At 59.5% G+C, this 12,451-nt stretch carries 11 protein-coding genes and 1 pseudogene; 9 read left to right on the top strand and 3 right to left on the bottom strand.

All coding sequences use genetic code 11. The annotated features are described in order from the left end of the window. Together Cth01_RS24070 and Cth01_RS22600 are read left to right on the top strand one after the other, a co-directional pair. The coding region (locus tag Cth01_RS24070; protein ID WP_217997481.1) for a hypothetical protein at nucleotides 1-323 on the top strand (323 nt) is incomplete at its 5' end. Between the two features lie 626 nt (nucleotides 324-949). Beyond that, nucleotides 950-1,360 carry a VOC family protein gene (locus tag Cth01_RS22600; protein ID WP_045840504.1) on the top strand — a complete coding sequence of 137 codons (411 nt, stop codon included), beginning with the start codon at nucleotides 950-952 and terminating at the stop codon, nucleotides 1,358-1,360. A 274-nt stretch (nucleotides 1,361-1,634) separates the two neighbouring features. On the opposite strand, the gene Cth01_RS22595 is transcribed toward Cth01_RS22600, so the two are convergent. Continuing rightward, nucleotides 1,635-2,576 (bottom strand): LysR family transcriptional regulator, encoded by a 942-nt coding sequence (locus tag Cth01_RS22595; protein ID WP_072248303.1) that lies wholly within the window; start codon nucleotides 2,574-2,576, stop codon nucleotides 1,635-1,637. A gap of 139 nt (nucleotides 2,577-2,715) precedes the next feature. On the opposite strand from Cth01_RS22595, the gene Cth01_RS22590 reads away from it, so the two are divergent. The 4 genes and pseudogenes from Cth01_RS22590 to Cth01_RS24385 all read left to right on the top strand — a co-directional run. Next, nucleotides 2,716-3,942 (top strand): FAD-dependent monooxygenase, encoded by a 1,227-nt coding sequence (locus Cth01_RS22590; RefSeq protein WP_045840503.1) that lies wholly within the window; start codon nucleotides 2,716-2,718, stop codon nucleotides 3,940-3,942. A gap of 396 nt (nucleotides 3,943-4,338) precedes the next feature. Beyond that, the gene (locus tag Cth01_RS22585) at nucleotides 4,339-5,481 is read left to right on the top strand and encodes a porin (protein WP_045840502.1); all 1,143 of its coding nucleotides are present in this window, start codon (nucleotides 4,339-4,341) and stop codon (nucleotides 5,479-5,481) included. A 108-nt stretch (nucleotides 5,482-5,589) separates the two neighbouring features. Next, nucleotides 5,590-7,170 (top strand): esterase-like activity of phytase family protein, encoded by a 1,581-nt coding sequence (locus Cth01_RS22580; protein ID WP_045840501.1) that lies wholly within the window; start codon nucleotides 5,590-5,592, stop codon nucleotides 7,168-7,170. Between the two features lie 23 nt (nucleotides 7,171-7,193). After that, a pseudogene (locus tag Cth01_RS24385) lies at nucleotides 7,194-7,337 on the top strand (IS3 family transposase); the annotation flags it as partial. A gap of 55 nt (nucleotides 7,338-7,392) precedes the next feature. Here Cth01_RS24385 and Cth01_RS22575 read toward each other — a convergent pair. Beyond that, nucleotides 7,393-7,974 carry a TetR/AcrR family transcriptional regulator gene (locus tag Cth01_RS22575; protein WP_045840500.1) on the bottom strand — a complete coding sequence of 194 codons (582 nt, stop codon included), beginning with the start codon at nucleotides 7,972-7,974 and terminating at the stop codon, nucleotides 7,393-7,395. A gap of 97 nt (nucleotides 7,975-8,071) precedes the next feature. Here Cth01_RS22575 and fabF point away from each other — a divergent pair, with 97 nt between their 5' ends. Further along, nucleotides 8,072-9,343: a beta-ketoacyl-ACP synthase II gene (fabF, locus tag Cth01_RS22570; protein ID WP_072248302.1), complete on the top strand. Its 1,272-nt coding sequence runs from the start codon at nucleotides 8,072-8,074 to the stop codon at nucleotides 9,341-9,343. A gap of 237 nt (nucleotides 9,344-9,580) precedes the next feature. On the opposite strand, the gene Cth01_RS22565 is transcribed toward fabF, so the two are convergent. Next, complete coding sequence (locus Cth01_RS22565; RefSeq protein ID WP_045840498.1) at nucleotides 9,581-10,489, bottom strand: sulfite exporter TauE/SafE family protein; 909 nt, start codon at nucleotides 10,487-10,489, stop codon at nucleotides 9,581-9,583. 20 nt (nucleotides 10,490-10,509) lie between these two features. On the opposite strand from Cth01_RS22565, the gene Cth01_RS22560 reads away from it, so the two are divergent. After that, entirely contained in the window at nucleotides 10,510-11,280 is a 771-nt protein-coding gene (locus Cth01_RS22560) for an AraC family transcriptional regulator (RefSeq protein WP_045840497.1), read from the top strand. A 649-nt stretch (nucleotides 11,281-11,929) separates the two neighbouring features. After that, nucleotides 11,930-12,427 carry an RNA polymerase sigma factor gene (locus Cth01_RS22555; protein ID WP_034406445.1) on the top strand — a complete coding sequence of 166 codons (498 nt, stop codon included), beginning with the start codon at nucleotides 11,930-11,932 and terminating at the stop codon, nucleotides 12,425-12,427. Nucleotides 12,428-12,451 lie beyond the last annotated feature (24 nt).

Genomic DNA, 12,451 nt, shown 5'->3' with positions numbered 1-12,451 from the left:
TGGAGGACATGGATGTGCTGGCTGAAGAGGAAGATGAATTCTGGAAATCAAGTGATGAAGAGCGTATGCAAGTCCGGGCTCAAGCCGGTCCACGTAGACAAGAGTGCCTTCACATCAGGCAAGTGAACTACTGGGCCGGAGAACAGTGCAACAACTACTTCGGACTTACGCCAGAGCAGGTGGTCGGCATACTCAGCGACCACGTCGCCCGTGCGGATGTACTGGAGGAGGGCGCCTATATTGTTGTCTCGTACGACCCGCTGACCTCGGAGCAGGCGCGAGAAATTACTCCTGCATTGATGCCTTTGCTGAAGACGCGGTGAAGTACTTGAACGGGGTAGTGTCTTCGCTGCGATGCAGGGCGCCTGGGGCGGGTAGTTGCAGGCGATTCATCCAAACCTGCTGTGCTTTACCCACCGTGGTTGCCCACTTTTTGCAGGGTGCCTATCGCGGTATGGCAGCAAGGTCGTGTACGAATCGAATTACCCTATTTTCCCGATACAGATGCTGTGCAAATACGGCAGTCACCAATTCGCGGGACTAATACAAGCGGATGCCTCACTTGAGAGGTGGCGCCGGACAGATTTCCGCATTGAGTGGTTCTGAGACGGTCGCTTGCTGGTCAGAAGCGGTCGTCCAGCGCGTTGCATCGATCGGTTGAATCCACAGTCGATCGCTGCCTTGGATCACTGGCGACTCTCGGTTGCGGCCACTGTCAGCTTGCGACCTGAACGATGGCTAACGCAGTTGGCTGACACTGGTGCTGCTGGATATGATGTATCAATAGCTTGTTCTCCCGCTCCGAGGCTGGGAAGCGGTGGTGGCCACACCATCGTCACTCTGGGCAGGAAGACGGCCTCACATCCAGCATGCAGCTCCTGGACGAGCTGTTGGCGTCGCTCGCCAACGCCTGAAGATTCCCTCTCAACACAGACCTTGAAAGTCTCAAATGTCCCAGAAAATCTTCGTCAACCTGCCCGTCGCTGACCTGTCGAAGGCCAAGTCCTTCTATGAAGCAATCGGCGCCGTCAACAACCCGCAGTTCAGTGACAATACCGCCGCCTGTATGGTCGTCTCCGACAGCATCTACGTGATGCTGCTCACCCACTCGAAGTGGGCCACGTTCACCCAGAAACCTATCGTCGACGCCCATGCTGCCAGCGAAGTCATGTTGTGCCTGAGCGCCGGTGACCGCGCGGCCGTCGACAGCATGGTTGAGGCCGCTTCTGCTCACGGCGGCAAGGCTGACGTGAACCCCTTGCAAGACCACGGCTTCATGTATGGCCGCAGCTTCGAGGACGTAGACGGCCACATCTGGGAAATCATGTTCATGGACATGAGCCAGATGCCTCAAGGCTGAAGCAATCTCGACCATCGGCAACGACTGCATATAGTCTTTTTTAGACTGCCTGCGTGGCAATGATGCAGGCCAGCCTGCTCAGGCTGGTAGCATCAGTCTGTAGACTTCGCTGACAGCCTGATTTCTCCGGCTGGGACTGCATATCGGGGTGTCCGCTTCGTGGCATATCCGTGTGCTTACACTATTGGGCAGAAGCGGGCATTGAAAAAATCATGCCAAGCGACTGCTTGCACTCGGAAAGACTCGACTTTGAGTCCGGTGCGCCACTTTGGTCCTAGTCCGTCCCACGTGGTCTGGGGTCCGTGGAAGGGTTCCCCGATCCGGCTAACCGTAGCTGTATCAATTCCAGCAGTGCCCGGACACGCGCAGTCACGGAATGTCGATGGCTGTATGCCCCAAGCAATTGCAGCGGGGCAGGGCAGAGGTCCAATCGCACTTCCTGCAATCGACCCGTTGTAAGGTCTTCCTGGCAGGGATAGGCCGCCACAATCGCGAAGCCGATGCCTTGCCGTGCACCTGCCACGGCCAGCTCTCCGCTGTTGACGCGGTAGCGGCTGCGGACCGGCACCTTGACGATTTCCCCCGCGGCGTCCTGAAACTGCCAGGGTTGGCCCTTCAGCGCGCTGAGGGTGGTGATGCAGGGCAGGGATTTCAACTCACGCACATGGCGTGGCATACCGGTCCTGGCCAGCAAGGAGGGGGCGGCAACCACGATGCTGGGCAGTGTGGCGAGTTCGCGGGTGATGAAAGCACTGTCCTCCTGATGGCCCCGGTGGAAAACGATGGAAAGGTCCACGTCTTCTCGAAGCACTTCCAGTCCGGTCATCCGGGTATCGCATTCGAGCTCGATCCCCGGATGGAGGCTACAGAATTCGGCGAGGATGGGGGCCAGCAGTTTTGGTGCTTTGCCAGGCATGCAGATCTTCAGAGGTCCACGCAGTTCGCGCTGCACCGCGCCAAGCTCTTCCTGCGTAGAGAGCAGGGTGTCGAGCAAGGGCTTGGCACGTTCGTAGAGCAATCGACCGGCTTCCGTCATGCGCAGGTGGCGGGTGCTTCGCTCCAGCAGCCGTGTACCGAGTCTGCGCTCCAGTGACGCGACGTGGCGACTGACGTTGGACGAGGGCATGACCAAAAGACGCGATGCGCCGGCAAAGCTTTGCTCATCAACAACCGCCGTATAAACGCGTACGGCATTCAGGTCGAGTGCATCGCGCATTGATTATCCCGTTTGAGGTATGAAAACGTCCCAATTTTGCATGCTAGTTCTCTTCAATGGCGAAATCTAAGATGCCCTTTTGCTCGATACAACGCAGTGCGCCGTATATCGGGCATCGTATGGACAGGAGAGATTCAGCGTGGAAATTGGAATACTTGGCGGTGGCATTGCGGGCTTGAGCGTGGCGCTGGCTTTGCGCAAGCAGGGTTACAACCCTCGGGTCTATGAGCGTCGAACGGAGCCGGCAACCATGGGGGCAGGCGTGACGCTCTGGCCCAATGCGAGCTTTGTGCTGGAAGAGCTGGGGCTGCTGCAAGACATAGCGGCCATTGGCGGTCGGCCGCTGACAATGCGCCGCAAGGATGCCATGGGCAATGCATTGGGAGGCCTCGATATCGCCTTGCTGGACCGGACGATGGGCTACCCGACCTACACGGTGCTGCGCAGGCACTTGCAGGAGGTGCTGCTGGATCACGCAGCCCGGGCCGGGATACCGGTGGAGTTCGGACACCGGGCGGTGGCCGTCGAGCTGGATGCCAATGGCAGGGCCGTGGCCTATTTCGAGAACGGTGCGAGCATCCGCCCGGATCTGCTCATTGGCGCCGACGGTCGCATGGGGTCAGTGGCGCGCAAGTTTGTCGCGGGTGACAACACACCTGTCTATCAGGGCTTCGTGAACTGGATCGGCGTGGCGCAGGGGCAGCATGCGCTGGTGGACGATATTGCGATTCAGGATTTCTGGGGGGCGGGCGAGCGCTTTGGTTGCGTGCCGATTCGCCCCGAGCTGGTGTATTGGGCTGCGGCGCAGGCACGGCCCTTCAGCGAGGTTACGCCCACCGCAGATCTGCGCAAGGAGGTCGAGAAGCTGTTCGCGCAATGGCCTGAGCCGATCTTGGCAATCGTCCGTGCCACGCCCGAAAATGCTATCCGGCGGATTGCGGTGCATGACCTGGAGCCGCTGCATACATGGAGCAGGGCGAATGTGCTGCTGGTTGGCGATGCCGCGCATGCGCCGTTGCCGACGTCGGGGCAGGGTGCCTGCCAGGCACTGGAAGATGCGTGGCATTTGGCCCGGTGCCTGGATGGCGCAAGCGGCGGCTTGGACGATGTCTTCCAGGCGTTTGCGAAAATCCGAGCCTCGAAAACCGCAAGGCTGGCGGAACAAGGCCGGGTCTTCGCACGCGGGCTGTTCGCCACTGATCCTGAAACCTGCCGCATCCGCAATGAGCGTGCCAGGGCGTCCAATCCTATGCATGACGTGCAGGTCTTGGCAGCTGGATGGGGACAGGGCCTGCCAATGCCTGGCTGCACCGACGGCATGCCGGCGCAAGGGGGTGGCTTCGGCAGCCTGTACCGCATTGAATGACGGGCGCTGGATTCCACGCGGATAGAAAGCCATGTCTGCAGTGACGGGAGTCGCGCGGCCGGCTGAGCTTTCCAGGTGCTGGATGTGCCTCGTCGGTTTTTATTCAGACGCCTCTTGCTATGCACCCGGCTAGCGTACATGTGGGCACCAGCCGGTAAGCGCTGCATAGCAGGCATGGTCATTGACACTTGAACGACCTCCACGGGTTGATCTGCGACTGTCGCAGTCCGGCCAGGAGCTGCCGGTAGCTAACGCTCCGCATGCACCGCTGCTGTTACTTTCATGTCACAGAGTACAAATGTCACAAAACGTACTTATGTGTTGCCTAAAGTTCCGGCAGCGGTTGCAAGAAAGCCACCGCCATTTCCTCTGACAAGTTCCGTTCGTATTTCGCCAATGAAAAATCATAAAACGTGCTCGCGTACTCTGGCAGTCGTGGTTGGCTCATTCCTAGCCTCTTCTTCCAGCCTGGCCCTGGCACAGTCTTCCATCACCATTTTTGGCGTAGTGGACGTCGGCATCACCAGTGCCAAGTCCGGCAGCAACAGGCTCAATGCTCTGAACTCCAGCCAAGGCAAGACCAGCCTGATCGGCTTTCGCGGCACTGAAGACCTCGGCGGCGGCAACCAGGCTCAGTTCTGGCTCGAAGGTGGCCTCAGCCCTGACGCCGGTAGTGGCGGCAGCAGCGGCTCTCTGGGTTTCGAGCGCCGTTCTACTATCGGACTGATCAACAATTCCTGGGGTGAAATCCGCCTGGGTCGCGACTACACCCCCAGCTACAACATCTTCACCGCGTTCGGGGGCCCCGACACCACCACCGGCGTGCAGGCCAACCTGTTCCAGACGATCCGCCAGACTGCGTATAACGCCGCCAGCCAAAGCGGCACGGTGGACCGCACGCGCATCAGCAACTCCGTGGGCTACTTCCTGCCGCGCAACCTGGGCGGTGTCTACGGTCAGTTCTCGGTTTCCTTTGGTGATGAAAATGCCTCCAACTCTGGCGCAAGCAAGGCCCGCAGATACATAGGCGGTAACCTGGGCTATCGCTCTGGCCCGCTGAACGTGGGTATCGGCTACGGCAAGATCGACGGCACTGCGGCCGTGACTTCGCCCAGCGCCATCGCCGCAACCAGCGACCTGGAAGACTTGGCGCTGGGCGCTTCATACAACTTCGGCAGTTTCGTGCTCAATGGCGGATACAACAGCCTGAAGTGGAAACCCGTCAGCGGTGCGACCTCCGGGAAGGTGGACGGCTTCTACCTGGGCGCTACCATCCCCGTGGGGCCTGGCAGCTTCCGCGTCAAGTACGCCAGCGCCAAGTTCAGCGGTAACGCCACGGCCCTCACGCGCAGCGGTGGCAAGACCGACAAGTATTCGATCGGATATGTCTACGACTTCTCCAAGCGCACCTCCATGTACGCCGGGGTTGCGCGTGTCAACAACAAGAATGGCGCCAGCATTGGCCTGATCGGCGGCCCTGCAGGTGTAGCCAACACCGGGTCGACTGGCGTGGATATCGGCATCAGCCACTCGTTCTGAGCTGCACGACGCCTCTTTGCGCAAAGAAGTCTCCAAGGTCGAGCAGGCCTCCGCCTCGCCGGGCTTGCTTTTTGGGGACTTCCATTTTCCTCTCAAGCCATACCCGCCATGCGCCACCTCACTTCTTCATCCTGCCTGATGGCTGCGACCGCCGCCGCGGTTGCCTTGCTGAGCGCTTGTGCCGATACCCGCCCGCTCCAAGTCGCCAACTCCGAGGCGGTCATGCAGACCACCGGCGTCGGCAGCATCAGCGCCGTCGTCACGCGTCAGGACGTACAGTTCGACGACAAGTTCTATTTCCCCTACGAAGGCCGCCATCCTGGCACCAAGGCCGATTTCCCCAAAGGCTTTCTGCCGGCCTATGGCTCGGGCCTGGCCTTGAAGGGCAGGCGCGCCGACGGCACGCTTGAGTTCTACGCCATCACCGATCGCGGCCCGAACGCCACCACCGGTCCGGTCACGCAGATAACCGACGGCTCCAACTCCACGGGCTTCGCCAGTTCCACGGTGTTTCCTTCGCCCAATTTCACGCCGTCCATCGGCGTGATCACCCTCGACAAGGAGGGTGCCAGGCTCGTCTCGACCTTGCCGGTCAAGTTCAGCGCCGCGCAGAACGCCAATGGTCGTGTGCAGCCACGGGGCATCACAGGCAACACAGGCGAGCAAGTTCTGGACGACTCCTTCACCTATCCTGGCAAGGCCAAGGGCTACAGTGAATTCGGCCTGGACACCGAATCCGTGGTGGTGGATGCAGCACGCAAGGTGCTGTGGGTTTCCGACGAATACGGCCCCTTCATCGTGAAGATCGACCCGGCTACCGGCATCATCCTGAAGAAATACAAGCCCGGTACTGGCGCGGCCGATCTGCCTGCCATCCTCGCCAAACGCCGCGCCAACCGTGGCATGGAGGGGCTAAGCATCGATGTGGACAGCGGCAAGTTGCACGGTTTCCTGCAAAGTCCGCTGAACGACGGCAAGGCCGACTACACCACTGCTGCCGTTCCCGATGCGACCGGCACGTCGGAAAACGTGCGCGACTACGCCCGCTTTGTGCGCTGGGTGGAGTTTGACCCGACTACCGAGAAAACCCGGTTGTTTGCATTGCCCGTGGACGGCAGCTGGTACAGCCAGGGCAAGACCGGCAACGCCAAGCTGGGTGATGTGGTCTCGCTGGGCAATGGGAAGTTCATCGCCATCGAGCAAGGCACGGGCAAAGACAAAAAAGTCTTTAACGATCTGGTGCTGATCGAGTTTCCGGCCAACGCTACCGACATCACCGCGCTGGGCTCCGACCTGGAAAAGAGCAGCCTGACTGGCAAACCGGTCAATGGCTCGGACTATTCCAAGGTAGTGGCGCTCAAGAAAACTCGCCTCTTCAACTTGAACGCCACCGGCTGGGTGGCCGAGAAGGCCGAGGGTCTGGCACTGGTCGATGACTACACCTTGGCGCTGACCAACGACACCGACTTCGGTGTTTCGCTGGCCGTGCTGGACGCCAGCGGCAAGGAGATCGAAGGCTCGGACGTCACCAAGTGCATGGTGGATGCCGACGGCAAGATCGTGAACGATGGCAAGTGCGCCAAGGGCGCGGCGAGTCTGCGCTTCACCACCAATGAGGTCAATGATCGCGCGCAGCGACTGTGGACCTTCAGGTTCAGCAAGAAGTTGAGCGAATACGGCGCTCTCTGAACGACAGCGGCGGCACAAGCCGCTCTCTGCTATGGCCCAGGGCGCCGCACCGGCGCCAGTCGGCCCGCTCACAGGAAGGCAGTGTTGACGTGGTGCACTGAGACCTGCGCTGGTGCTACAACGGGCTGGATATCCAGTGTGACCCGGGCCAGACCGTGACAGCCACCAAGCTCTGAATTGAGATGCGCATCAGATGTGCGAGCGCATGCCTAATTCGGGCGACTACGGGGCTAACTGCTCCCGCAAGCTTGCCAATATTTCTTCAGAAAGCGCCGGATTACCCGCTGCCGTGGCACGAGCGAGAACCAGGGCGCCGACCATGCTGCTGAGGGTCACAATAGTCTGAGTACGTTTGGCTGCATCATCACCTTGGAGCACGCTCATAAAGCGCTGGATATTGCGTTCCACTCCCTGGGCAAAAACCTCCGACATCTCAGGCCCCGCTCTTGCGGCATCTGCTGCCAATGCCGCAGCGGGGCAGCCCTCTCCGGGGTGATCGCGATGCGTCGCAGAAAGATAGCCATGCACCAGCGCGCGGAGCCTGGTTGCAGGCGCGCCATCCGCCTTCGCGGATTCCAGTCCGTCTAGCGGCGTGATGGTCCACTCAAATGCACGCAGGCAGGCCTCGCGTGCGAGAGCATCCTTGGACTCGAAGTGTCGGTACAGCCCGCCATGTGTCAAGCCCGCATCGCGTGTGATCTCTGCCACGCCCACGCCATCCAGGCCCTTTTCTCGATAAAGGCGCGCAGCGGCATCCACGATTCCTTCGCGGTTCTCGGCGGCCTGTGCTTTGCTCACTTTCATACGTTAGATGATACTCATCATCAAAACTCATTTATGATTGCGATCATCATCAATAAAGTTGGGCTCAGTTCCTGGGTTCAATAGCGGAAGGTGCAGCATGGGTCGTCGGGTAGTCATCACCGGTTTGGGCTTGGTCTCTCCTCTCGGGTGCAATGTGGAGCTGGCCTGGCAACGCCTGCTGGCCGGCCAGTCCGGGGTATGTGCCTTGAGCGCCGGTGTGGGTGAAGGCACAGGCGTCTCCATCGCCGGGCAGGTGCCAGGCCTGGAGCAGGATCCGCAAGCCGGGTGGAGCCCTGAAGCCGTGATCTCGGCCAAGGAGCTACGCCGCATGGATCGCTTCATCGCATTTGCATTGGGGGCGGCAGACCAGGCTCTGGCACACGCGCAATGGCTTCATCCAAGCGCCGAGCAACAGGAGCGTGCGGCGACTATCATCGGCTCCGGTGTGGGCGGCTTCAGTACCATTGTTGAAGCGGTGCGAACCACGGACGGCAAAGGGCCACAGCGCTTGTCGCCTTTCACCGTACCGGCGTTCCTGGCCAATCTGGCTTCGGGACAGGTGTCGATCAGGCACCAGCTCAAGGGGCCGTTGGGTGCTCCGGTGACGGCTTGCGCAGCCAGCATCCAGGCCATTGGCGATGCGGCACGTCTGATTCGCAATGACGAAGCGGACATGGCGCTCTGCGGTGGTAGCGAAGCCACGATTGACCGGGTTGCGCTCGGCAGCTTTGCTGCGGCAAAAGCAGTGACCACTTTCTGCGGCGGCGATCCCGCGAAGGCTTCCCGACCTTTCGATCAGGCACGGGACGGCTTTGTCATGGCCGAAGGTGCAGGCCTGCTGGTGCTGGAGGCACTGGATCATGCATTGGCGCGCGGCGTCAGGCCGCTGGCCGAGGTCGTGGGCTATGGCACCTCTGCCGATGCATACCATGTCACCTCCGGGCCCGAGGATGGATCAGGCGCCGCGCGATCGATGTGCGCCGCGTTGCGACAGGCACAGTTGCAAGCTCGTGATATTCAACACCTGAATGCTCACGCAACCTCTACTCCCGTTGGTGACCGGGGGGAGCTGGCAGCCATTCGTCAAGTGTTTGGAGCAGGCACCGGCCCCTCCGTCACGGCCACCAAATCAGCCGTGGGTCACATGCTGGGAGCTGCAGGCGGAGCTGCTGCGATCTTCACAGTATTGGCCCTGCGCGACCAGATCGCGCCACCCGTGCTCAACCTGGAGCAGCCAGACCCTTTGGCGAACGGCCTGGACCTGATCGCCGGGAGTGCGCGTGCTCATGCAATGGAGCATGCCATGCTCAACGGATTTGGTTTCGGCGGTGTAAATGCGTCGTTGATTCTGAAGCGATTTACTGCCTGAGCCATGCCTTTATCAGAGGCCTCATCAGGTCATATCACCCATGCGGCTCTTGGTAGATCGTTCAGGCTTCTCACACGAACGAATGCCAATTGCCGGTAGTGCGGGTTCTATAGAAGCCTGCGTCAGCAGACGTTCGGTGCAAGCAGCAAGTCGGCTGATGACTGCTTCAGGGGCTCTGGCGAAATAGAGCTTTCTTTCACAAGCCGACGTTCGGGATGCAGGCAGAGTAGCGCACAGTCATGTTGTCACCATGGCCAGGAAGACGATGATCAACAGTCCTAAATAAACCTTCGCGTGAACCCGGTCTGGAATGCGCCCGATCCACAGCGATGCTGCACGGATGCCGATCCACGAACCGGTCACGAGCACAGCAGCAGCTCGTATGTCGATATAGCCGAGGTGCCACTCCCCAAGAGGTAAAGGAGATTGGGTGGACAGGACGATGTAAGTCCCTGTTCCTGCCAGCGCGACCGGCAGTGATAGCGGATTCGCCATGGCGGTGGCTCGTGTCATTTCGATTCCACGGCGGCGCATCAGGGGAACGGTCATCACGCTGCCGCCAACCCCCAGCAATGCTGCAACCCAGCCGATAACCAGACCGGACAGTGCATTCGCCAGCGGCCCAGGGCGGTGCTGCTTTGCTGCGGGCTGAGCAAGAAATCCAGGCCTCAACCAACAATCCAGAATGGTCAGTACCAGATAGGCCGCAAAGGCCCAACGCAGCCATTCGCTTTGAACAACGGTTGCCGCAAGTGCGCCAAGTACGCCCCCCGCGCCAATGGGACCCAGCAAAGGCCTGACATACGTCCAATCCACTGTTCCTGCCCGTTGGTGACGCCAAGTTGCGAGGAGCGCACCGAAGACCATCACGCAGGTGGATGTCGCAACGGCAATCTGCATGGCCGACTGCCCCACTGCGCTGCCTGGGGCGTTCGGTGTAGACAGCAAGCAGTACAGCAGCGGAACCACCACGAATCCGCCACCGAAACCAAAGAGAACGGTAGTGACGCCCGTCACACATCCGCAGACCGCCAACAACAAATACAAGGACACGAAAAACTCCATTGATGCAGGAGCCATCACAGTAGATTGTTCTGGAGTGGCGCACATTCGATGTTTGGTCAACAATATTTGCATTTCGGCCATTCGCTACTTGCAGTCTTGTTGTGCGCAATCAATCACTGAACTCCCTCGATGCCACGCCTCGTGCCGTTGTGGCCATTGGCACCGACTACGCGCCTGGCACCGTTCTGGATACCCATAGCCATCGCCGTGCACAGTTCCTCTATGGCGCGACCGGATTGATGGAGGTCGGTACTGACGATGGCGCCTGGGTGATACCTCCCCACTGTGGCGTGTGGATTCCAGCAGGCAAGTCGCACAGGGTGAAGATGGTGGGAGTCAACACTCGAAGCCTCTACATCGAGCCTGAAGAGGTACCACGGAGCCAATCGCATTGCGAGGTGCTGGCCGTGTCCCCGCTGCTACGGCAGCTGCTCATCGAAGCCATCGACTTGCCAGCGCTGTATGACGAGCGCGGTTGCGATGGCGTGCTGATGTCGCTTTTGCTGCTGGAGGTCGGTCGCGCAGAAACACTGCCTTTCTTTGCGCCGCTACCGCGGGATGAACGACTGGCGACTCTATGCATTGCTTTCCTTCACCAGCCCGACGTGCGCTTGTCGCCGCTGGCCTGGGCGCAGCAGCTACACCAGAGTGAACGCACCTTCAGCCGGTTCTTTCGCTCGCAAACCGGAATATCGTTTTCAGAGTGGAGAAGCCAGGCATGTCTTCTTTTTGCAATGTCCAAACTGGGGACCGGTGATTCGGTGACAACGGTGGCGCTTCAACTGGGCTATGACAGCCCGGGTGCCTTCTCCACGATGTTTCGCAAGAGGCTCGGGAGCAAGCCGTCAAACTTCATGGCGGCAGATCGGTAATCCGAGCTGATGGCCAAGTAGTTCATTCATTACCGGTTAGTGAACGTCTGCCTTCAGGAGCCAGCTTTTTCAGATCAGTCCAACTTCGTGCTTTGCTTTTTTTGGAGGCACAGCCATCAAGTCGCTGCGCTCTGTACACGCCTCCAGCCTGGATGTGCTCTGTTTGGATCGAGACATGCAACGGTCTTTTGTTCAATCGTCCACGCAATCGAAGCGTGTGGTGCGCAGAGGCTGAAAGTTGTGTATCGAGCAGTGGCAGGCTGGGTAAATGAAAGAGTGAAAGAGGTGGAGCGGCTGCTGACATTGACACCTTGGGAGTAGTTGACGCGGCACCAGCCTGGTTCCGGGTCTCTGTCGGTTGGCAACATCGGCCAGTAGCAGTCGGCCACCGCAGATCTCCGAACGGCGGGTTGAGGCGGTTTGCTGTCGGTGCTCATCAGGCATGCCGGTCGACATTGAGCCGAACAGGGGGCACGACCGACCAGTACCCGCAGTTCGCATCACATCGGACACATTGATTGAGAATAAGTCGCATTAACAATTTATAATTTTGCCGTGTAGTTGATCGCAACTCTTTGCGCCAGGGCTCCAAGGCTGTCTTATCGCCGCGCACGTTCGACCTCACTCATTGCTACTGGCTTTTTGGATCGTGCTGACCCGCTACTACAGAGACCTGTTGAATTTCTGCATGCGCAAAGTGAGAGACCGCGATACTGCGGCTGACTTGGCGCAGGAAAGCTATGCCCGTGTGCTGTCCATGCAGCAGAAGGGGCAGGTCATTCTTGAGCCAGGTGCATTGCTGAGGCAGGTAGCCTTGCGCGCCAAAATCGATATGGATAGACGGGCTGAGGTGCGCCAGCATCAAAATATCGATTCTTTGGAGGAGCGGGATCAGCCTGCGAGTCCTCTGCATCTGCAGCCCGAGCATGCCTATGCATCGTCTCAGAGCATTCAAGCGTATCTTGACACTATCGAGGGACTGCCGCCTCGGTGTCGTGATGCCTTCTGCATGTACATCTTCGATGAGTTGCCCAACAAGGAAATTGCAGAGCGGATGGGGGTGTCGCTGAGCATGGTGAATCAGTACATCAGCCGCGGAAAACTTGCTTGTGCTGCGCGCAGAATGGAACTTGATAATGTCGAGTGATCGCAAATTCGCGTGCGTTTTGCG

Source organism: Comamonas thiooxydans (assembly GCF_000964545.1).
In the GTDB taxonomy this organism is placed as follows: domain Bacteria; phylum Pseudomonadota; class Gammaproteobacteria; order Burkholderiales; family Burkholderiaceae_C; genus Comamonas; species Comamonas thiooxydans.
Note: the sequence above shows the minus strand (reverse complement) of the source record. Positions and strands in the feature narration are given on the sequence as shown.